The sequence below is a fragment of the Pseudomonas sp. WS 5503 genome, from assembly GCF_012985385.1.
Classification (GTDB): Bacteria; Pseudomonadota; Gammaproteobacteria; order Pseudomonadales; family Pseudomonadaceae; genus Aquipseudomonas; species Aquipseudomonas paracarnis.
Genome location: NZ_JAAQWI010000002.1, coordinates 397,918 through 419,255 on the forward strand (window position 1 = coordinate 397,918; position 21,338 = coordinate 419,255).

General features: G+C 61.3%; 23 protein-coding genes. 13 read left to right on the forward strand and 10 right to left on the reverse strand.

From position 1 onward, the window contains the following. Positions 1–87 precede the first annotated feature (87 nt). From HBO10_RS07610 to HBO10_RS07620, 3 genes are all read left to right on the forward strand, one after another. A complete protein-coding gene (locus tag HBO10_RS07610; protein WP_014720450.1) occupies positions 88–372 on the forward strand; it encodes a hypothetical protein in 285 nt (94 codons plus the stop codon). A gap of 95 nt (positions 373–467) precedes the next feature. Beyond that, positions 468–722 (forward strand): TIGR02647 family protein, encoded by a 255-nt coding sequence (locus HBO10_RS07615; protein ID WP_003195403.1) that lies wholly within the window; start codon positions 468–470, stop codon positions 720–722. 169 nt (positions 723–891) lie between these two features. Further along, complete coding sequence (locus HBO10_RS07620) at positions 892–3,732, forward strand: class I adenylate cyclase (protein WP_034129048.1); 2,841 nt, start codon at positions 892–894, stop codon at positions 3,730–3,732. On the opposite strand, the gene rnk is transcribed toward HBO10_RS07620, so the two are convergent. From rnk to cyaY, 3 genes are all read right to left on the reverse strand, one after another. Continuing rightward, a complete protein-coding gene (gene rnk / locus HBO10_RS07625; protein WP_034129049.1) occupies positions 3,729–4,142 on the reverse strand; it encodes a nucleoside diphosphate kinase regulator in 414 nt (137 codons plus the stop codon). The genes HBO10_RS07620 and rnk overlap by 4 nt on opposite strands. A gap of 131 nt (positions 4,143–4,273) precedes the next feature. Beyond that, positions 4,274–4,492 carry a DUF1289 domain-containing protein gene (locus HBO10_RS07630; RefSeq protein WP_034129079.1) on the reverse strand — a complete coding sequence of 73 codons (219 nt, stop codon included), beginning with the start codon at positions 4,490–4,492 and terminating at the stop codon, positions 4,274–4,276. Positions 4,493–4,494: 2 nt separating this feature from the next. Continuing rightward, positions 4,495–4,827, reverse strand: coding sequence for an iron donor protein CyaY (gene cyaY / locus HBO10_RS07635; protein WP_034129050.1), 333 nt, complete (start codon positions 4,825–4,827; stop codon positions 4,495–4,497). A 238-nt stretch (positions 4,828–5,065) separates the two neighbouring features. Between cyaY and HBO10_RS07640 the strand changes: the two genes are divergently transcribed. Genes HBO10_RS07640 through HBO10_RS07665 form a run of 6 tightly spaced genes read left to right on the forward strand, consistent with a single transcriptional unit; the run spans position 5,066 to position 9,653 of the window. Continuing rightward, a complete protein-coding gene (locus tag HBO10_RS07640) occupies positions 5,066–5,233 on the forward strand; it encodes a lipoprotein (RefSeq protein WP_003195417.1) in 168 nt (55 codons plus the stop codon). A 14-nt stretch (positions 5,234–5,247) separates the two neighbouring features. Continuing rightward, positions 5,248–6,495: a diaminopimelate decarboxylase gene (gene lysA, locus HBO10_RS07645; protein ID WP_034129051.1), complete on the forward strand. Its 1,248-nt coding sequence runs from the start codon at positions 5,248–5,250 to the stop codon at positions 6,493–6,495. A gap of 3 nt (positions 6,496–6,498) precedes the next feature. Further along, positions 6,499–7,329 (forward strand): diaminopimelate epimerase, encoded by an 831-nt coding sequence (dapF, locus tag HBO10_RS07650; protein ID WP_034129052.1) that lies wholly within the window; start codon positions 6,499–6,501, stop codon positions 7,327–7,329. 13 nt (positions 7,330–7,342) lie between these two features. Next, on the forward strand, positions 7,343–8,059 hold the full coding sequence (locus HBO10_RS07655) for a DUF484 family protein (protein ID WP_054896015.1): 717 nt from the start codon (positions 7,343–7,345) through the stop codon (positions 8,057–8,059). A 2-nt stretch (positions 8,060–8,061) separates the two neighbouring features. Beyond that, positions 8,062–8,961 (forward strand): tyrosine recombinase XerC, encoded by a 900-nt coding sequence (gene xerC / locus HBO10_RS07660; protein ID WP_034129054.1) that lies wholly within the window; start codon positions 8,062–8,064, stop codon positions 8,959–8,961. Beyond that, positions 8,958–9,653 carry an HAD-IA family hydrolase gene (locus tag HBO10_RS07665; RefSeq protein ID WP_034129055.1) on the forward strand — a complete coding sequence of 232 codons (696 nt, stop codon included), beginning with the start codon at positions 8,958–8,960 and terminating at the stop codon, positions 9,651–9,653. Before xerC ends, HBO10_RS07665 begins: the two co-directional genes overlap by 4 nt. A 188-nt stretch (positions 9,654–9,841) precedes the next feature. On the opposite strand, the gene sutA is transcribed toward HBO10_RS07665, so the two are convergent. From sutA to glnK, 4 genes are all read right to left on the reverse strand, one after another. Beyond that, positions 9,842–10,174 (reverse strand): transcriptional regulator SutA, encoded by a 333-nt coding sequence (gene sutA, locus HBO10_RS07670; protein ID WP_014720461.1) that lies wholly within the window; start codon positions 10,172–10,174, stop codon positions 9,842–9,844. Between the two features lie 102 nt (positions 10,175–10,276). Then, positions 10,277–10,702, reverse strand: coding sequence for a secondary thiamine-phosphate synthase enzyme YjbQ (locus tag HBO10_RS07675; protein WP_034129056.1), 426 nt, complete (start codon positions 10,700–10,702; stop codon positions 10,277–10,279). Between the two features lie 209 nt (positions 10,703–10,911). Next, positions 10,912–12,249, reverse strand: a complete 1,338-nt coding sequence (locus tag HBO10_RS07680; RefSeq protein WP_020302863.1) for an ammonium transporter — start codon at positions 12,247–12,249, stop codon at positions 10,912–10,914. A gap of 34 nt (positions 12,250–12,283) precedes the next feature. Next, positions 12,284–12,622, reverse strand: coding sequence for a P-II family nitrogen regulator (gene glnK / locus HBO10_RS07685; RefSeq protein WP_002555808.1), 339 nt, complete (start codon positions 12,620–12,622; stop codon positions 12,284–12,286). Positions 12,623–13,045: 423 nt separating this feature from the next. Here glnK and HBO10_RS07690 point away from each other — a divergent pair, with 423 nt between their 5' ends. Together HBO10_RS07690 and HBO10_RS07695 are read left to right on the forward strand one after the other, a co-directional pair. Continuing rightward, complete coding sequence (locus HBO10_RS07690) at positions 13,046–13,309, forward strand: accessory factor UbiK family protein (RefSeq protein WP_034129057.1); 264 nt, start codon at positions 13,046–13,048, stop codon at positions 13,307–13,309. A 215-nt stretch (positions 13,310–13,524) separates the two neighbouring features. Beyond that, on the forward strand, positions 13,525–15,021 hold the full coding sequence (locus tag HBO10_RS07695) for a YifB family Mg chelatase-like AAA ATPase (RefSeq protein WP_034129058.1): 1,497 nt from the start codon (positions 13,525–13,527) through the stop codon (positions 15,019–15,021). 6 nt (positions 15,022–15,027) lie between these two features. On the opposite strand, the gene HBO10_RS07700 is transcribed toward HBO10_RS07695, so the two are convergent. Next, positions 15,028–15,603, reverse strand: coding sequence for a TetR family transcriptional regulator C-terminal domain-containing protein (locus HBO10_RS07700; RefSeq protein WP_034129059.1), 576 nt, complete (start codon positions 15,601–15,603; stop codon positions 15,028–15,030). A gap of 112 nt (positions 15,604–15,715) precedes the next feature. Here HBO10_RS07700 and HBO10_RS07705 point away from each other — a divergent pair, with 112 nt between their 5' ends. Then, positions 15,716–16,630, forward strand: coding sequence for an ABC transporter six-transmembrane domain-containing protein (locus HBO10_RS07705; RefSeq protein WP_034129060.1), 915 nt, complete (start codon positions 15,716–15,718; stop codon positions 16,628–16,630). A gap of 3 nt (positions 16,631–16,633) precedes the next feature. Here HBO10_RS07705 and HBO10_RS07710 read toward each other — a convergent pair whose 3' ends face one another. Beyond that, positions 16,634–18,610, reverse strand: coding sequence for a methyl-accepting chemotaxis protein (locus HBO10_RS07710; protein ID WP_034129061.1), 1,977 nt, complete (start codon positions 18,608–18,610; stop codon positions 16,634–16,636). Positions 18,611–18,786: 176 nt separating this feature from the next. Next, positions 18,787–19,707 carry a LysR substrate-binding domain-containing protein gene (locus tag HBO10_RS07715; protein WP_014720465.1) on the reverse strand — a complete coding sequence of 307 codons (921 nt, stop codon included), beginning with the start codon at positions 19,705–19,707 and terminating at the stop codon, positions 18,787–18,789. Between the two features lie 152 nt (positions 19,708–19,859). Here HBO10_RS07715 and HBO10_RS07720 point away from each other — a divergent pair, with 152 nt between their 5' ends. After that, positions 19,860–21,263 (forward strand): NorM family multidrug efflux MATE transporter, encoded by a 1,404-nt coding sequence (locus HBO10_RS07720; protein ID WP_034129062.1) that lies wholly within the window; start codon positions 19,860–19,862, stop codon positions 21,261–21,263. Positions 21,264–21,338: the final 75 nt, after the last annotated feature.

The following is a 21,338-nucleotide window of genomic DNA, read 5'->3' on the forward strand; positions in this document are numbered from 1 at the left end:
AGTTATAGATCCTTGAGGGCACCCTGACCAGCAGCATCACCCACCTGAATGGGGGTAGACTGACGCCCTTTCCTTGAGGAGCCTGCCATGAGCGAGCCGACCGATATCGACAACGACGAAGAAGAATTCACCGAGACCACGCTGATCGAAGCCATCGAGAACCAGATCGAGAGCGATAACCCGCCAGCGGCCAAGGCTACGTTCAACAAACTGACCCTGGTGGGTTACGAGCGCGAAGATATCCTGAATCTGATGGCTCACGTGCTGGCGTTCGAGATCGATGCCATGCTCGAAGATGACCGCGCCTTCAATACCGAGTGGTATGAAACGGCACTGCGGGCACTGCCCGAGCTGCCGCCGGAAAAGGAATAACCCCGGCACGCAGCAACACGCTGGACAGTTCGGCAAAGTGCGTTCACCTTATGGCCTGCTAGCCTCTAATAAATTTTAGAAAGTCTGGAGTCCTTATGTCGTATACCCCTGAGTTGGTTGCCGAACTGGAAATCCTTGTACTCTTCCCCTTGGACAGCACCAAGGAAGGCTTGAAAGTCCATCAGACTGCCGCCCCCACTGCCATCGCCGCTGCCAAGCGCCTCCATGCCAAAGGGCTGATCGACCAACCGGACGGGGGCTACCTGACGAGTCTTGGCCGGGACGCTGCCGAGCAAGCCCAAACCCTGCTGACCATCCTCACCACTGCCAGCACCAAAGAAGCCGCCTGATACCTGATACTGCCCATGGAGTCCGCCGCCTGCGGATTCCGCGGGCACTGCTGCGCGGCATACAGAATTTTGACGCCAAAAAGCCATTTCCCTCTAAAACTCCTACGCTACTGTCTGTAAACTCCTGCATGGCCGCCCGCGTCGGGCCCTGCGAGCCAACGAGTTCGACATGACCCGCACCCATGAAATCCGCCCCGATCTGGACGAAGGCATCGACCGCAAGGTGCTGACCCAACTGCGCGCGCGTTTCATGACCCTCAATCAAGGCCGCATGTCCCGGGCCGTCGAGGGGCTGACGCCACGTCAGCAAAGCGTGCTGGCCTTGTTGCCGCTGTTTTTCCACGTCAATCACCCGCTCTTGCCGGGCTATGTCTCTAGCAGCACGCCGGCCGGGCTGTCGAATTTCGAACCGGACGCCCAGACCCTGGCCGATGCCCAACGCCTGACCCGTTCGTTCTCCTATAAACCGCGCCACGGCAACCCGCCTACGCCGATCCACGGCTTGTTCCTGATGGGCAGCCTTGGCACCCTGGCCCAGGCCGATCAAAGCGATATGGACGTGTGGGTGTGCCACGCTCCCGACTTGAGCGAAACCGAGCTGGCCGAGCTGCGCAAAAAGTGCCAACTGCTGGAAACCTGGGCCTTGGGCATGGGCGCCGAAGCGCATTTCTTCCTGATCGACCCGACGCGCTTTGTGTTGGGTGATCGCGATACGCAACTGAGTTCCGACGACTGCGGCACCACCCAGCACTACCTGTTGTTGGATGAGTTCTATCGCACCGCGATCTGGCTGGCCGGGCGCACGCCCATCTGGTGGCTGGTGCCGGTCTACGAAGAAAGCCGCTACGCCGAATTTACTCACACCCTGGTGTCCAAGCGTTTTATCCGCACCGATGAAACCCTCGACCTCGGCCATCTGGCTCATATTCCTCCAGGGGAGTTTATCGGGGCCGGGCTGTGGCAACTGTTCAAGGGCATCGAGTCGCCCTACAAGTCGGTGCTCAAGCTGCTGCTGACCGAGGTCTACGCCAGCGAACACCCGAACGTGCGCTGCCTGAGCCTGCGCTTCAAACAGGCGGTGTTCAGCCATCAGGTAGACCTGGATGAGCTGGACCCGTACATCATGGTCTACCGCCGTATCGAGGAGTACCTCAAGGCCCGCAACGAGCTGGAGCGCCTGGAATTGGTGCGGCGCAGCCTGTACCTGAAGGTCAACCGCAAGCTCAGCGCCGGCCAGCGCACCGCCGGTTGGCAACGGCAACTGCTGGAACGCCTGGCGCATGAGTGGAGCTGGGACACGCGCCAACTGGCCCTGCTGGACAGCCGCAGCCAATGGAAAGTGCGCCAGGTCGCCTCCGAGCGCCGTGCTCTGGTCAATGAGTTGAACTACAGCTACCGCTTCCTCACGCAGTTCACCCGCAGCGAACAGACCGCCAGCGCGGTCAATAAGCGCGAACTCAATGTACTGGGCCGCCGCTTGTACGCGGCGTTCGAGCGCAAGGCCGGCAAGGTCGAGTTCATCAACCCCGGCATCGCCCCTGACCTGGCCGAAGATACCTTGACTCTGGTGCAGTCGCCCAACCGCAAGGAGCCGGGCCAATACCATTGGGGCCTGTATAACGGCAACCTTACCGCTCTCGAATGGGAACACTTTGCACCGATCAAACGCAGCCGCGACCTGCTGGAAATGCTCACCTGGTGCCATCGCAACGGCGTGATCGACAGCAGCACCCGCCTGGCGCTGCACCCCGGCACCAGTGACATGACCGAGTTCGAGCTGTTCAATCTGCTGGGCAGCCTGCAACAGACCATCACCCTGCCCCTGGCCAGTGTCGACGAGGTCCGCTTGCTGCGCCCGGCAGTGCCAGAAGAAGTGCTGCTACTGATCAACGTCGGGATTGACCCGCTCAAGCATCATCGCGACCTGAATATCCTGATGACCACGGAGCGCACCGACTCCCTGAGCTATGCCGGCGTGCGCGACAACCTGGTGCTGACTCTGGACCAAGTCACGCTCAACAGTTGGAACGAAGTAATGGTCAGCCGCTATGACGGCCCGCACGCCCTGCTCGACTGCCTGCGCGACTATCTCAACCAATTGCCATCGAACCATCTGCCACGCCTGCGAGTGCGTTGTTTTTGTCACAACCGGGCACAGTTCATTGCCCAGCGGGTGGAAGAAGTATTCGACACCGCGCAGCATCTTCTGCTCGGCCAGGGCAATCATCGCTACCTGCTCCAGGTGCAACAGCATTATCACGTCATGGAACTGGTACCGGGCCAAGCCACCCATGTATCACTGCCGACCCAGGACGCGCTGATCGCTTACCTTAGCGAGGAGCTGGCCAGCTACAGCCCGTGGCACCTGGATGCCATGGCCTTGGAAGACCACGACCTGGCGCTGCTGCTGCCCATGGGCCAAGCCGAGTGTGTGCAGGTGTTCTACCGGGTCAATGAAGGCTTCGCCGACGTCTATGTGCTCGACGAATTCAACGCGCTCTGGCAACAGCGCTTGCCGTTTCATGATGAGCAAAGCCTCTTGGCCCCACTGCAACGCTTTTTGCAATCGATCCTGTACCGTCGGGAAGCGCTATTGTCCCTGGACACCCAGCAACCTGCGGGCGAAGTACAGATCCTGTACTACCAACTGTTGCCATCGGGCAACGGCCGGGCGCGGGGCGTGGAGCCACGACCGGCCCCGCAAGACCCGGCCAACAAGGCGTTTTATGACGTGCAGGCCATCATCGGTAAAGGCGCGCCAGGCCAGGTAGGGATCACCCTGTACTGTAATCAGCGGGAGTTTTCCGAACTGGAATTTGGCGACCAGCTGTTTGCAGTGGTCGCCCGGGAGATCGTCGGGCAACGTCGGGAAACCGAGCGTTACCGCGGCTATATCACTGACCTGGATCTGTCGGGGCTGCTCGGTGATGTGCAAAGCCCAAGCAATCTGTACCTGCGCTATAAAGCCGAACTGGAACAGTCACTCAATGCGGCCTTGGATCAGGTTTAGAGCGGGAAGGCGCCGCCATCTTTGGGCTGGCCTTCGACGCTGAGCAATTCCAGCTTGAGGGTCTTGCCGCCAGGCGCCGGCCAGTCGATGTGCTGGCCCACTTGCAGGCCAAGCAATGCGCTGCCCACGGGCGCCATGATCGAAATCTTGCCTTCGTCGGCGTTCGCGTGCTTGGGGTAGACCAGCGTCAGGTGATAGTCCTTTCCGCTGCTTTGTTCACGGCAATGCACGCTGGAATTCATGGTCACGACACCCGCAGGCACTTCATCGTGACCAACCACGTCTTCGGCTCGGTCGAGTTCGGCTTGCAACGCTTCGACGCCGGGAAACTCGTCGCCCAAGCGGTCGATCAGTTGCTCCAGACGCTGCACGTCAAGACGGGTAAGAATGATGGACGGTGCGGTGGTCATGATTCAGGCAGACTCCTTTTTTCTGCACAAAAAAGCAAAACCCCGCCAGGAAAAGGCGGGGTTCTCACGGACCTCGATGAATGGAGGTGTATCCGGACACTACCACAGCGACACAAATAAACAAGACGCCGTCAGGTGCTCGCCTTGCGCTGCTCGGCCTCGGCGCAGATCACCCGGCGCCGCGCATCGTCGGCAGAGCGCCATTCCCGGATGTCTTCCACATGGCGAAAGCAGCCAAGGCAGACTTTCCGCTCGTCCAGGCGACACAAACTGATACAAGGTGACGGCACCGCCGGGCTGACATTGCTGAACAGCGGCTTGGGCGGGCGTACGGCTACAGGCTCACTCACCATCAGATCTCGTCGAAATCCAGCTCGACGCCGGTGTATTCCTGAACCAGGCGCATGAGCATCTCACCCAGCAACTCTTCACTCTTGTCGCACTGCCATTTGCCGCTTTCTTCATCGTAGTCGAAGTGAACGCCACCGGAGCGCGCCGCCAGCCACAACTGACGCAGCGGCTCCTGGCGACTGAAGATCAATTGCTGGCCGCTCTCGAACTTGACCGTCAGCACACCGGCCGAGCTTTCCAGGTCCACGTCCAGGCCGCTGTCGTCGAAAATATCTTCCAGCTTCTCTTGGGTGGCATCCACCAGGTCGTGAAAACGGGCTTCGGTCAAACTCATTGTGGCAACCTCAAAAGTGTCTGGTTTTGCTCAAGCGCCGCACGATACGGGCGAGCTTCGCCGATTGCAAAGGATACTGATTTCATCACGGATGACGGTACGAAATATCCCCAGGCATCGTAGCCTGCTTCCCTACTGTCTCGGCAAACCCCCGCCGGACGGGTGGTGCGGCGCATAGGCAAGCTGGCGGGTGGTCGGTATACTCGGGCGCAATTAATGCATATTCAAGGATTTCGCCATGAAGCGCCTGATCTCTTCCCTTGCTGCGCTCGTCGCGGTCGCTTGCCTCGTTAGTGCCTGTGGCCAGAAAGGCCCGCTGTACCTGCCGGATGACAGCAAAGATCCAAACGAACAGGCGCAATCGTCGCAAAAGCCGTCAAAAGCCCATAAGCACGACACCTACTAAGTTAAGGGAAACTTATGGACGCTTTTAACTACCGGGACGGCGAGCTGTTCGCGGAAGGCGTGGCCTTGTCCGCGATTGCCCAGCGCTTCGGCACCCCGACCTATGTGTACTCGCGTGCGCATATCGAAGCTCAATACCGCTCGTTCACCGACGCCCTCGACGGCGTGCCGCACCTGGTGTGCTACGCAGTCAAGGCCAACTCCAACCTGGGTGTACTCAATGTCCTGGCGCGTCTTGGCGCTGGTTTTGACATCGTGTCCCGTGGCGAGCTGGAACGCGTACTGGCCGCCGGCGGCCAGGCGGACAAAATTGTCTTCTCTGGCGTCGGCAAGAGCCGCGAAGACATGCGCCGCGCCCTGGAAGTCGGCGTGCATTGCTTCAACGTCGAATCCACCGACGAGCTGGAGCGCCTGCAAATGGTCGCCGCCGAGATGGGCGTACGTGCGCCGATCTCCCTGCGCGTCAATCCGGATGTCGACGCCGGCACCCACCCGTACATCTCCACCGGTCTCAAAGAGAACAAGTTCGGCATTGCCATCGCCGACGCCGAGGACGTGTACATCCGCGCCGCCCAACTGCCGAACCTGGAAGTGCTGGGTGTCGACTGCCATATCGGCTCGCAACTGACCACCCTGCCACCGTTCCTGGATGCCCTCGACCGCCTGCTGGCCTTGATCGACCGCCTGGGCGAGTGCGGCATCTACCTGCACCACATCGACCTCGGTGGTGGCGTGGGCGTGCGTTATCGCGATGAAGAGCCGCCGCTGATTGCCGATTATATCCAGGCCGTGCGCGAACGCATCGAAGGCCGCGACCTGACGCTGATGTTCGAGCCAGGCCGCTACATCGTCGCCAACGCTGGCGTGCTGCTGACCCAGGTCGAGTACCTCAAGCACACCGAGCACAAGGATTTCGCCATCGTCGATGCGGCGATGAACGACCTGATCCGCCCGGCGCTGTACCAGGCCTGGATGGATGTCACCGCCGTGACGCCGCGCGCAAGCGACGCCCGCGCCTATGACATCGTCGGGCCCATCTGCGAGACCGGCGACTTCCTGGCCAAGGACCGTCAGCTTGCGCTTGAGGAAGGTGATCTGCTGGCCGTGCATTCGGCCGGAGCCTACGGGTTTGTCATGAGTTCCAACTACAACACCCGCGGGCGCACCGCCGAGGTGCTGGTGGACGGTGATCAAGCATTTGAAGTGCGTCGCCGCGAGACGGTAGCCGAGTTGTATGCTGGCGAAAGCCTGCTGCCGGAGTAAGCCATGCTGCTGCGTTTTACCAAGATGCACGGGCTGGGTAATGATTTCATGGTCCTCGACCTGGTCAGCCAGCACGCGCACATCCTGCCCAAGCACGCCAAACAGTGGGGTGATCGCCACACCGGGATCGGTTTCGACCAGTTGCTGCTGGTCGAGGCGCCGAGCAACCCGGAGGTGGATTTCCGTTACCGGATCTTCAACTCCGACGGTTCCGAAGTGGAACAGTGCGGCAACGGCGCGCGCTGCTTTGCGCGCTTTGTGCTCGACAAACGCCTGACTGCCAAACGCCAGATTCGCGTCGAAACCAAGGGTGGCGTGATCGAACTGGACATCCGCAATGATGGCCAGATCAGCGTCAACATGGGCGCCCCACGCCTGGTGCCGGCGGATATTCCGTTCCAGGCCACCGAGCAGGCCCTCAGTTACCCACTGGATGTGGAGGGCAAAACCGTGGAGGTCGCCGCCGTGTCCATGGGCAACCCCCATGCGGTGCTGCGGGTCACCGACATCAATAACGCCCCCGTGCATGAACTGGGGCCGAAGATCGAACATCACCCGCGCTTTCCGGCACGGGTCAATGTGGGCTTCCTGCAGGTGATCGACCGTAACCGTGCGCAATTGCGCGTATGGGAACGCGGCGCCGGCGAAACCCAGGCTTGCGGCACCGGTGCTTGCGCCGCTGCCGTGGCCGCGATCAGCCAGGGGTGGATGGATTCGCCACTGTTGATCGACCTGCCCGGCGGACGTTTGTCCATCGAATGGGCAGGCCCTGGCCACCCGGTGATGATGACCGGGCCAGCCACGCGTGTATACGAAGGACAGGTCCGTCTATGAGTGAGCCAAGCTAATGACCGATAAGCCTCAAGTACCCGCACACGCTACCCCGAGTGAAAGCCTGGAGGCCGCTGCTGTCGCGGCGTACCTTGAGGCTAATCCGGACTTCTTCGTCGAGCACGAAGAACTGCTGCCGGCCCTGCGCATCCCCCACCAGCGCGGCGATACCGTGTCGCTGGTGGAGCGGCAAATGAAGATCCTGCGCGAGCGCAACATTGAAATGCGCCACCGACTCTCTCATCTGATGGACGTGGCCCGCGACAACGACCGCTTGTTCGACAAGACCCGCCGCCTGATTCTGGCCCTGATGGATGCCGCCAGCCTAGAAGAAACGGTGATCGCCGTGGAAGACAGCCTGCGCGAGGATTTCCAGGTGCCCTTCGTCAGCCTGATCCTGTTCAGCGACAACCCGATGCCGGTGGGGCGCTGGGTCACAGGTGGCGAAGCGCAGACGGCCATCGGTGGCCTGCTGTCCGAAGGCAAGACCGTCAGCGGCACCTTGCGCGAGCATGAGCTGGACTTCCTGTTTGGCGCCGAACAGCGCAAGCAGATCGGCTCTACGGCCGTTATCGCCCTCAGCCATCAAGGCTTGCACGGGGTACTGGCCATCGCCAGCCGCGACCCGGCGCACTACAAAAGCTCGGTGGGCACGTTGTTCCTGACCTATATCGCCGAAGTGCTGGGCCGCGTCCTGCCACGCCACACCACCACCCTGCGCGCGGTGCGCTGATCATGGAGCGGCAACTGGACGCTTACTGCGCTCACCTGCGCAATGAGCGCCAGGTGTCGTCCCACACGCTGGAAGCTTATCGGCGGGACTTGAACAAGGTCCTGGCCTATTGCGAAAAACAGCACGTCAGCAGTTGGAAGGCCCTGGATATCCAGGCCCTGCGCAGCCTGGTCGCCCGGTTGCACCAACAGGGCCAATCCTCCCGCAGCCTGTCTCGCCTGCTATCGGCGGTGCGCGGCCTCTATCACTACCTCAATCGCGAAGGCCTGTGCGACCACGACCCGGCCAATGGCCTGTCACCGCCCAAAGGCGAACGGCGCCTGCCCAAGACCCTGGACACAGACCGCGCCCTGCAATTGCTCGACGGTGCCGTCGAGGATGACTTCCTGGCCCATCGCGACCAGGCAATCCTGGAGCTGTTCTACTCCTCGGGCCTGCGCCTGTCGGAGCTGACGGGCCTGAACCTCGATCAGCTGGACCTCGCCGATGGCCTGGTGCAAGTGCTCGGCAAAGGCAGCAAGACGCGCGTACTGCCCGTGGGCAGGAAAGCCCGCGAAGCCTTGCAGCTATGGCTGCCGCTACGCCTTCTGACCAACCCTGCAGACGATGCCGTGTTTGTCAGCCAGCAAGGCCGGCGCCTGGGGCCGCGCGCGATTCAACTGCGGGTCAAGGCTGCCGGCGAGCGCGAGCTGGGGCAGAATCTGCACCCGCACATGTTGCGTCATTCCTTTGCCAGCCACCTGCTCGAATCCTCCCAGGACCTGCGCGCCGTGCAGGAGCTGCTCGGGCACTCGGATATCAAGACCACGCAAATCTACACCCACCTCGACTTCCAGCACCTGGCAACGGTGTACGACAGCGCCCATCCACGGGCCAAACGCATCAAGGGCGGCGACTCATGAGTATCAAGCTGATCACCTTCGACCTGGACGACACCCTCTGGGACAACGTACCCGTCATCATCAGCGCCGAAGCGTCGATGCGCGAATGGCTGGCGACCCACGCGTCCAAGGTCGGCGACCTGCCCCTTGAGCATTTTGCCAGCCTGCGCCAGCAGGTGCTGCAGCGTCATCCCGAACTCAAACACCGTATCAGCCTGCTGCGTCATCGCGTGTTGATGCATGCGTTCGAGGAGGCCGGTTATCCCCAGCCTGAGGCCACAGAGATGGCGGATGTCTGCTTCGAAGCGTTCATCCACGCACGCCACCAACTCAGCGTGTTTCCGGAAGCCGAGCCGATGCTCAAGGCGCTGCGCCAGCACTTCCTGCTCGGCGTGATCACCAATGGCAATGCCGATGTGCAGCGTGTGGGCCTGGCGGACTACTTTCACTTTGCCCTGCGCGCTGAAGATATCGGCATCGCCAAGCCGGATGCACGGCTGTTTCATGAAGCACTGCAACGTGGCGGTGTGGACGCCAGCGCGGCAGTGCATGTGGGCGATCATCCTGGGGATGACATCGCCGGCGCGCAGCAGGCGGGACTGCGGGCGGTGTGGTTCAACCCCACGGGCAAGGCCTGGGAGGGTGACAAGCGCCCGGATGCGCAGATTCGCAGCCTGACGGAGTTACCGCCACTGCTGAGTCGCTGGAGCTAACACTGACCCCAATGTGGGAGCTGGCTTGCCTGCGATAGCGGTGGATCAGTCAACACAGGGCTCGCAGATAGACCGCTATCGCAGGCAAGCCAGCTCCCACAGGGTATTGCAGCAAACCGGTAAATTGCTCCAGGCATGAAAAAGCCCGCAGCGACGGCGGGCTTTTTCTTACAAGCAGGAGGCAGACCTCAGATAGGTCGGCTGCCGTACTTGTTATCCGGCTTCTTCGGTGGATCAGCCACCACGTTGGCCTCGACTTCCTGCACTTTGCCGCCTTTAGCGAGGAACTCTTCCATCGCACGCGCCAGGGCATCGCGCTCTTTGTTCTTGGCTTCAACGCTCGGCAACTCGTCTACCGACACAGCCGCCTTGGCTTTGCCTTTGGCTTTGGGAGCCGCGTCATCGCCAACACTGTCATCGACGTCCTCAGCAACGTCTTCGGCCGCAACTTCAAGACCGTCTTCGGTGTCGTCTTCATCACCTACTTCGAGGTCGTCTTGTTCCAGATCATCGTCGCTCATGTTCTACCTCATGACTTGCGAAAAGCAGATTAGTTATAGCCCAGCTTCACCCTCTGTCGAGGTTGCCGGAAAAAAATCAACATCCACTGGATCACCAGTGGCTTATGCCCCTTCACCATGCAAGGTGGCGAGGACTTTACGAGCACCGCCATGATCACGGTGCTCGCCCAGATAAACACCTTGCCAGGTCCCTATCGCCAAGCGGCCGGCCTTGACCGGCAAACTCAGCTGGCAGCCCAGCAGACTGGCCTTGAAGTGCGCCGGCAGATCATCCGGACCTTCGTCGTTATGTTCAAACCCTGCGCGACCTTGTGGCACCAGCAGGTTGAAAAAACGCTCGAAGTCACGGCGAACCGCCGGGTCGGCATTCTCGTTGACGGTCAACGAGGCCGAGGTGTGCTGCAGCCACAGATGCAACAGGCCCACACGGCACGCCCTCAATTCAGGCAAGCCGGCAAGCAACTCGTCCGTTACCAAGTGAAAGCCCCGGGGCTTGGCCCGCAGGGTAATCAGGGTCTGTTGCCACATACAGTTCTCCGCCCATCGGCGCGCATTCTAGCGCGCTCTGGGAAAAAACAAAGTGCCTAATACGCCTTCATGCCTGTAAGACATTTGCACCCTTAAAAGTGCAGTGTGGATCCCATCACAAAGTCGATAAAAAACCCATGCACCTTTAGCCACAGACAAACGCCGGGCAAAAAAATGCCCGGCAAGCCGGGCATGTTTTTTTCGCGTAGTTACAAGTTGTAGCCGCGCTCGTTGTGTTGCGCCAGGTCGAGGCCGACCGCCTCTTCTTCTTCGGTGACACGCAGGCCCATGACCATGTCGAGCACCTTGAGGATGACGTAGGTCACAATCGCCGTGTAGATCACGGTGAAGCCCACGCCTTTGCACTGGATCCAGACCTGGGCCGCGATGTCGGTCACGGTGCCGAAGCCGCCCAGAGCAGGAGCTGCGAACACACCGGTGAGGATCGCACCGACGATACCGCCAATACCGTGCACGCCGAAGGCGTCCAGGGAGTCGTCATAACCCAGTTTGCGCTTGAGGCTGGTCGCGCAGAAGAAGCACACCACACCGGCGACCAGACCAATCACCAGGGCGCCCATCGGGCCCACGGTGCCAGCCGCTGGTGTCACGGCGACGAGGCCGGCGACCACGCCCGAGGCGATACCCAGTGCGCTTGGCTTGCCGTGGGTGATCCACTCGGCAAACATCCAGCCCAGGGCCGCAGCTGCGGTAGCGATTTGAGTTACCAGCATCGCCATGCCCGCGGTGCCGTTGGCCGCCGCAGCGGAACCGGCGTTGAAGCCAAACCAGCCGATCCACAGCATGGCCGCGCCCACCAGGGTATAGCCCAGGTTATGCGGGGCCATCGGGGTGGTGGGGAAGCCTTTGCGCTTGCCGAGCACGATGCACGCCACCAGGCCAGCCACACCCGCGTTGATGTGCACAACGGTGCCGCCGGCGAAGTCCAGCACGCCCCAGTCCCACATCAGGCCGCCATTGCCGCTCCAGACCATGTGCGCAATCGGCGCATAGACCAGGGTGAACCAGATAGCCATGAAGATCAGCATCGCGGAGAACTTCATACGCTCAGCGAAAGCACCGACGATCAGCGCCGGAGTAATGATGGCAAAGGTCATCTGGAAGGTGATGAACACGGCTTCCGGAAACAGCGCCGCCGGCCCGGTGATGCTGGCTGGGGTGACACCCGCCAGGAACGCCTTGCCCATGCCGCCGAAGAAGGAATTGAAGTTGACCACACCTTGTTCCATACCGGTGGTATCGAACGCGATGCTGTAGCCGTAGACAACCCACAGGATGCTGATCAGGCCAGTGATGGCGAAGCACTGCATCATCACCGACAGAATATTCTTGGAGCGGACCATGCCGCCGTAGAACAGCGCCAGGCCAGGGATGGTCATGAACAGCACCAGCGCGGTGGCGGTAAGCATCCAGGCGGTGTCGCCGGAATTGAGGACTGGAGCAGCCACTTCATCTGCCGCCATGGCCAGGCTTGGCATTACGATGGACAGCAGGGCTCCGAGCCCTGCGAATTTACGCAGAGTCATATTGTTTTCTCCTGGGGCGTTGGGGTTTGGCGGCTTAGATTGCGTCGGTATCGGTTTCGCCGGTACGGATGCGAATAGCCTGTTCCAGATTGACCACGAAGATCTTGCCGTCACCGATCTTGCCGGTGTTGGCCGCCTTGGTTATCGCCTCGATAACCCGATCAAGATCCTTGTCGTCAATGGCGACATCGATCTTCACCTTCGGCAGGAAATCGACCACGTATTCCGCGCCGCGATACAGCTCGGTATGACCCTTCTGCCGACCGAAGCCCTTGACCTCAGTAACGGTAATGCCCTGCACGCCGATCTCGGACAGTGACTCGCGTACATCGTCCAACTTGAACGGCTTGATGATGGCAGTGACTAGCTTCATGAAAACTCTCTCCCGAATTTGGTGGACTTGCCCCAGGAAAACAAACCCGTCTCAAGTCTAAGCGCAGTGCCTGGCTTTGTAACGCATCGTCGCCTCGGCATTTGCCGTCGCGACGCCAGCGAACCACTGGTGACGAGCCCTGTACCCCGGATCCGTCGGCGCACTGCATTCGTCACAGCGACTGCATCAGTGCATGGGTCATGATCGTCTAAGCAGAAACCTTGCCAGCTCCGTAAAAACCACCGAAATCAATCCTTTGCCCGCTTATGCCCACCTACGGGGCGCCCGCGCGGCCGCAATGCGCATCAAAACAGTGCGCAGCCGCCCGCCCCCATGCGCGAAAACCGTGCGCAGCGGGGCGTGAAAATGACTATAGACGCTGCGTGGTACACTGCCGGCCAACTGTTTTCCGGAATATGTCCAATGCTCGCGCCCAAAGACTTCCTCGACGCCCTGAGCGGCCACGCCTCTCGCCTGTTCAGCGGCGACACTCCGCTGCCCCGCAATGAAATCGAAAGCCAGTTCAAGGCTTTGCTACAGAGTGGTTTCAGCAAGCTCGACCTGGTCAGCCGGGAAGAGTTTGACAGCCAGATGGTGGTGCTGGCCCGCACACGTGCGCGGCTGGAGAGCCTGGAGGCGAAGGTGGCTGAACTTGAAGCACGGTTGGCGCCACCTTCTGCCGAGTGAACGCGATTGTTGTGGGAACTGGCTTGCCTGCGATCACGGTTTATCAGCGGATGATTCTTTGCTGACACACCGTGATCGCAGGCAAGCCAGCTCCCACATTCTGTTTTGCATTGCCGTGCGGATACGTTCTGTAAAACCTCCCCGCCCCGCTCCATCCCACCTCGTCTACCCTTGAAAAAACCGCAGGAAGCGGCCCTCCCATTCAAGGAACGAGCATGTCCCTCGCCATCGTCCACAGCCGCGCCCAGGTCGGTGTAGAAGCCCCCGCCGTCACCGTCGAGGTGCACATGGCCAATGGTCTGCCGTCTCTCACTCTCGTGGGTTTGCCCGAAACTGCAGTGAAGGAAAGCAAGGATCGCGTGCGCAGCGCCATCCTCAACTCGGCGCTGCAATATCCGGCCCGCCGCATCACGCTCAATCTCGCGCCCGCCGACCTGCCCAAGGACGGCGGGCGTTTTGATCTGGCGATTGCCCTGGGCATCCTGGCAGCCAGTGTGCAAGTGCCGGCGTTGATGCTCGATGACGTGGAATGCCTTGGGGAATTGGCGCTGTCCGGCGAGGTGCGCGCGGTGAAGGGGGTGTTGCCGGCCGCGCTGGCGGCGCGCAAGGCCGGGCGCACCGTGATAGTGCCGCGCGCCAATGCCGAGGAGGCGTGCCTGGCGTCGGGGTTGAAGGTGATTGCGGTGGATCACCTGCTGCAAGTGGTGGCGCACCTGAATGGACATGTGCCGATTGAGCCCTACAGGTCCGACGGTTTGCTGTACTTGAACAAGCCTTACCCAGACCTGAGTGAAGTGCAGGGCCAACTCGCGGCCAAGCGAGCATTGCTGATCGCGGCGGCGGGCGCGCATAACCTGCTGTTCAGCGGGCCACCGGGTACCGGCAAGACTTTATTGGCCAGCCGGCTACCGGGCTTGCTGCCGCCGTTGAGCGAGCAGGAAGCGCTGGAAGTGGCCGCGATCCAGTCCGTGGTCAGCCTGGCACCGCTGAGCCATTGGCCAAACCGCCCGTTTCGCCAGCCGCACCACTCGGCATCCGGGCCGGCGCTGGTGGGTGGCGGCTCGAAGCCACAACCGGGGGAAATCACCCTGGCTCATCACGGGGTGTTGTTCCTGGATGAACTGCCAGAGTTCGATCGCAAGGTACTGGAGGTGCTGCGCGAGCCATTGGAGTCGGGGCACATCGTGATCTCCCGTGCCCGAGACCGTGTGAGCTTCCCGGCGCGCTTTCAACTGGTCGCGGCGATGAATCCCTGCCCCTGCGGCTACATGGGCGAGCCCAGCGGGCGTTGCCGGTGTACGCCGGAACAGATCCAGCGCTATCGCAACAAGCTATCCGGGCCGCTGCTGGACCGGATTGATTTGCACCTGACAGTCGCGCGGGAGGTCACTGCGCTGAACCCCGCCCAACAAGCCGGTGATACCACCGCGCAAGCGTCCGCTCAGGTGGCGCAAGCCCGGGAACGCCAGCACCAGCGCCAGGGTTGCGCCAATGCATTCCTCGATCTGCCCCGGCTGCGCGAACACTGCCAGTTGGCCAAAGCCGATGAAAGCTGGCTGGAAAGCGCGTGTGAGCGGCTGACATTATCACTGCGCGCAGCCCATCGATTGCTCAAGGTGGCTCGCACCCTGGCGGACCTTGAGCAAGTGGAAGGCATCGCCCGCCATCATTTGGCGGAGGCGTTGCAGTACCGACCAGCCGCAAATGGCTAGCACTTGTCAGGCAAAATCCAGCAGCAGCCTCGCCACTTCCAGCACTTCTTGCAGCGCCGCTTCTGCGGACTCTGCGGAAGGCTTGAGCATCAGGTCATCGGCATAGCCCATCGCCAGGGCGAAGATCTGCCGTGCAGCGCGTTGAGCCGACTCGCAGCGAAAGACGCTATCGGCAACGCCCCGCTCGATCACCTCGGCAAGCATGCTTTGCCATTGGGCGTTGATTACCAGATAAGCCTGGGTCATTTGCGCGTCATGCATGGCCTCGTCCCAGGCGTCGAGCCACAGCGCCCAGCCGGCGTCAGCGGTGCTGGGCAGGCAGTCGCGCAAAAAACCCACGAGCGCCTCCAGGGGTGGCGCATCGGCCAACGGCTCGCGCACTTCATCCAGTTGCTCATTGGCAAAGCGTACGAAGGCTTCGCGGCGCAGTTCATTCCAGTCGCTGAAGTAGTGATAAACATGACTGCGCGACAAGCCGGCATGTTCGGCGAGGTCACGGGTGGATACATCGGCGAAACCCTTGCTGCGAAACAGCTCCAGGGCGGCGGCGATGATCTGGTCTTTACGGTCGGTACGCGACATGGGCAATTCCTTCGAGCACGAGCAGATAAGCGGCGCTTGCTTTTTGAGCGATCGCTCAAGGATACTTGAGCAGTCGCTCAATAATAGCGTCTATTACTCCTCTGGTGCACCCATGACATCCGTCACCCCACAAATTCTGATCGAAGAAAGCAAGAAAATCGGCCAGCAGTCTGCCAGCCAGACCCTCAAGGCTATTGCCAGAGCCTATCCCGGCAAGCTGTCTTGTACCTTGTCGCTGGTGGCGCTGGAGAACGCGCTGTTGTTGGCTTACCCACTGTTTGCCGGGTTCGCGGTGGATTCGATTATCCGTGGCGATACCACCAGTGCGTTGCTGTATGCCGCCGTGGTCATGGCGTTCTGGGCCGTTGGGGCGGCGAGACGGGCGCTGGACACCCGTACGTTCACGCGCATCTACGCGGACCTTGCGGTGCCGGTCATTCTCAACCAGCGCCAACAGAACCACAGCACCTCGAAATCGGCGGCACGGGTAGTACTTGCTCGGGAGTTTGTCGACTTCTTTGAAAAGCACGTGCCTATCATCGCCACGGCGTTGGTGTCGATTGTGGGCGCGGCAGTGATGCTGATCGTGATTGAGCCATGGGTAGGCATGGCGTGCCTGGCGGCCCTGCTGCTGTGCATCACCTTGTTGCCGCGTTTTGCCCAGCGCAATCAGGCGCTGCACGAACGTCTGAACAACCGCCTGGAAAAAGAAATCGGCCTGGTCGAAAAGGTCGGCGCGCCGACCCTGCGACGCCACTACCAGGTGCTGTCACGCCTGCGCATCTGGCTGTCAGACCGCGAGGCTGCGGCGTTCCTGTTTATCGGCATGACCGCGGCCTTACTGTTCGTGGTTGCGATCAGCCAATTGGCCATGTCCCCAGCGGTGAAGGCCGGCCACATCTACGCCGTCATGACCTATCTGTGGACCTTCGTCACCAGCCTGGACGAAGCGCCAGGCATGGTCGACCAACTGGCGCGGCTCAAGGACATTGGCAAGCGCGTAGACCCAGGGCTTGGGGAGGCCTGAGCCTCAACGAAACCGATCCACCTCATGACGCAAGCCTGCCGCCAAGGTCTCCAGTTCCTTGGCGGTAACCGCCAGGTTGGACACCACTTCACGCTGCTCGCTGTTGGCCAGCGCAATGCTCTGCAGGTTGCTGCTGAGCAAGGTCGCGGTGCTGCTCTGTTCCTGGGTGGCGGTGGTGATCGCAGCAAATTGCTGGCCGGCCGAGCGGCTTTGCTCGTCGATACGCGCCAGGGCCGAGGCCACATCGGCGTTGCGCGACAGGCCTTCCTGCATCAGCGCATTGCCGTGCTCCATGGTGCTGATGGCGTTACCGGTTTCCTGCTGGATGCTCTGGATCATGCCGGAGATTTCATCGGTGGCCTGGCGGGTGCGCGAAGCCAGGTTGCGCACTTCGTCGGCGACCACGGCGAAGCCACGGCCTTGCTCGCCGGCGCGCGCGGCCTCGATGGCGGCGTTGAGCGCCAGCAGGTTGGTCTGTTCTGCGATGGCGGTAATCACGCCGACGATCCCGCCGATTTCCTGGGAACGCTGGCCCAGGGTGTTGATCACGGCAGCGGTGCTGTTCAGCGCAGTGGCGATATGTTCCAGGGACGATGACGCCTCTTGCATCGAACTGCGGCCGATACGGGTTTGCTGGGCATTCTCTTGAGCCAGGCGCTCGGTGTTGCCCATGTTGTCGGCAATGTTCAGCGAGGTAGCACTGAACTCTTCCACCGCACCGGCCATGCTGGTGATCTCGCCGGACTGCTGCTCCATGCCTTCATAGGCACCGCCGGACAAGCCCGACAGCGCCTGGGCGCGGCTGTTGACCTGTTCGGCGGCGGTACGGATATGCGACACCATGGTCGACAGCGCCTCACCCATCTGGTTGAAACTACGCGCCAGCTGGCCGATTTCGTCATGGCTGGACACATTGAGCCGCGCACTCAAATCGCCCGCGCCCAGGGCCTGGGCCTGGCGCACCAGCTCGCTCAATGGCGCCAGCTTGCTGCGCAACAGCCACACCGTGGCGCCCACTGCCAGTAACATCGCCAGCACACTGCCGATCACTAGGCGGATGCCGACTTCCCAGGTCACTGCGCGAATCTCAGCCTTGGGCATGCTCGCTACCACCGCCCAAGGGCCGCCTTCAAACGGCACCGAGACACTATAGAAATCTTCGTTTTTGTCGCTCCAGAAACGGCCAGCACCCGGCTTTTTCGCCAGGTCGAGCATCACGGCAATCGCCTGATCCGGCGCTTGTACGCCAGCCGGCGGCACCAGCCAGTGCTTTTGCTCATCCAGCAGCGCGAGGGAGCCGGTCTGGCCGATGCGGAAGCGCTTGAGGTTTTCAAACTGGGCGTTCTGGGCATCGGTGTAATCGAAACCGATGAACAGCACGGCGATGACCTGCCCACTGCTGTCACGTACGGGGCTGTATTGGGTCATGTAGGAGCGGTCGAACAACACGGCACGGCCGATGTAGGTCTGGCCGCTCACAACGCGCTGGTAGGCCGCGCCCTGACGGTCGAGCACGGTGCCAATGGCGCGATTGCCGTCCTGCTTGGTCAGGGAGGTGCTGACGCGGATAAAGTCGTCGCCGCTGCGCACGAACACCGTGGCCACGCCACCGGACATCTGCTTGAACTCATCCACCTCTTCGAAGTTATTGTTCAGCACCTCATTGCCCAGATAGAGGCTCGGCGTCTGCACGCCGGCCACGGCCACGGACTGGTCCGCACGCACACTCAAGCCGGCGCCGAAGCGCTTTTCAAACAGCCCGCTCAAACGCTGGGTGCTTTCACGCAAGGTGCTGTGGAAGGTGTTGAGTTGGTCGGCGAGCAAACGTGCCTCGCTGGCCAAGTGTTCCTCGCGGGTGGCGAGGTTGGCGGAGTCGAGGGTACGCAAGGCAAAGACCGTACTGCCGCTGATCACGACAGCCAGAATCACGGCGAGTGCAAGGCCTAACTGGGAGGCAATCCGGGCACGAGGTTGAGACATGACAGCTCCTGGCCGAGGCCAGGATCATCCTGATCTCATAGCGCTGCTCGGCAAATTATCTAGTGGGAAACGGTAGTGCACGAGGGTTCCAACACCTTTCTTCGGCGGCATTTGGCAATACTTGAGCGAATCACAGGGGTATCCCGCAAACGATTGCACAAAAGGTCCGGCCCTACTCAATCGAGGCGTTCAACCTGAGGCAATTCCATCGCCTTGACTTCACCCTGAAGAAATTCCGCCAGCCGTCGCAAACGTTCGCCACCCGGACGGGTTTTCGGCCACACCAGGTAGTAGCTTTCCCCACTGGCGACCGCCGTAGGCCACGGCAGGCTCAAGCGTCCCTGCGCCACGTCTTCGGCCACCATCAGCAAATCCCCCATGGAGACGCCATAGCCTCGGGCGGCGGCTATCATGCCCAGTTCAAGCGTGTCGAACACCTGCCCACCCTTGAGTGAAACGTGAGATGACAACCCCATGCGCTGCAGCCAGTAACGCCAGTCGCGGCGGTCAGGCGTCGGGTGCAGCAGTTCGGCTGTTGCCAGCCGCGTCACGTCCCAGGGACCGTCGTCCAACAGATTCGGCGCTCCCACCGGGATAAGCATTTCCGCAAACAGATAACTGGCCTCCCAGTCCGCCGGAAAGTGCCCGTTGCTGAGCAACACCGCACAGTCGAACGGCTCTTGGTTAAAGTCCACTTCATCGATGCTCATCCACGCACTGGTGAGCTGTACCTCATTGCCCGGCTGCAATGCGCGGAAGCGACTCAACCGCGCCAGCAGCCAGCGCATGGTCAAGGTGGACGGCGCCTTCATACGCAGGATGTCATCTTCGGCATTCAAGGTATGGCAAGCACGCTCCAGGGCAGCGAAGCCTTCCCGTACGCCAGGCAGCAACAACCGCGCCGCTTCCGTGAGCTGCAATGTGCGACCGCTGCGCTGGAACAATCGGCAGGCGAAATAATCTTCGAGCGTACGGATATGCCGGCTGATCGCACTCTGGGTAATCGACAATTCCTCAGCCGCACGGGTAAACGAGTGGTGACGGGAGGCGGCTTCAAATGCCCGCAAGGCATAAAGAGGAGGAAGACGACGAGACATGCTGAAAGCTCCGACTGCGCAATCTGGAAACCCTACCAGAATCGCTCATGCATGAGTTTTAATCATGCCAACGATCGCTTTTATCCTTTTGTGCAATGCGCTGAATGCGCCGAGAATCAACCCTTCCCCACCTTCCTGACCATTCGAGTGTGATGATCATGCAACATCCGGCACGTACCGAACTCTGGGCCATTCTGCGGCTATCGGGGCCGTTGATTGCCTCACAGTTGGCGCACATGCTGATGGTGCTGACCGACACCTTGATGATGGCGCGCTTGAGCCCCGAGGCACTGGCCGGCGGAGGCCTGGGCGCGGCGAGCTATTCGTTCGTGGCGATCTTCTGCATCGGCGTGATCGCAGCCGTGGGCACCCTGGTCGCCATTCGCCATGGCGCGGGCGATATCGATGGCGCCACTCGCCTGACCCAGGCCGGGCTGTGGCTGGCGTGGTTGATGGCCCTGGCGGCGGCGTTGCTGTTATGGAACTTGAAGCCGGTGCTGCTGATGTTCGGCCAGACCGAAACCAACGTGCATGCGGCCGGGCAATTTCTGACGATCCTGCCCTTTGCCCTGCCCGGCTACCTGAGCTTCATGGCCCTGCGCGGCTTTACCAGCGCCATCGGCAAGGCCACCCCGGTGATGGTGATCAGCCTGTGCGGCACCGTGGTCAACTACCTGCTCAACCATGCGCTGATCGAAGGCATGTTCGGCCTGCCGAAACTGGGCCTGATGGGCATCGGCCTGGTGACCGCCATCGTCGCCAATGGCATGGCGCTGGCACTGATGTGGTACATCCGCAGCAACCGCGCCTACGCCGCCTACCCGCTGGGCACAGGCCTGCTGCGCCTGAATACCCACTACCTGCGCGAGCTGTGGCGCCTGGGCCTGCCGATTGGCGGCACCTATGCGGTAGAGGTCGGGTTGTTTGCCTTTGCGGCGTTGTGCATGGGCACCATGGGCAGCACGCAGTTGGCGGCACACCAGATCGCCCTGCAGATTGTCTCGGTGGCCTTCATGGTGCCGGCGGGGATGTCCTACGCGGTGACCATGCGCATCGGCCAGCATTACGGCGCCGGGCAGTTGCTGCAGGCACGCCTGGCCGGACGAGTGGGCATAGGATTCGGCGCCATGGTGATGTTGGGGTTTGCGGCGGTACTGTGGCTGTTTTCCGACCCGCTGATCGGACTGTTCCTCGACCATGACGACCCGGCGTTCCATGACGTCATCGTCCTGGCGGTGAGCCTGCTGGCCGTCGCCGCCTGGTTTGAATTGTTCGATGGCGTGCAGACCATCGCCATGGGTTGTATCCGTGGCTTGAAGGACGCCAAGACCACCTTCCTGGTGGGCCTGGGTTGCTATTGGCTGATTGGCGCACCGTCAGCCTGGTTGATGGCGTTCACCCTGGGCTGGGGGCCAACAGGCGTCTGGTGGGGCCTGGCACTGGGCCTGGCGTGTGCGGCGGTGAGCCTGACCTGGGCATTTGAGGCGAAGATGAAGCGGATGATTCGGCAGGAGCCGGATGCTCCTGTTGGATTCCGAGCGGCCCTGCCTGACTAGCGAGTACACGCGGCACATGTGGGAGCTGGCTTGCCTGCGATAGCGGTGTGTCAGGCTAATCATTATTAGCTGAAC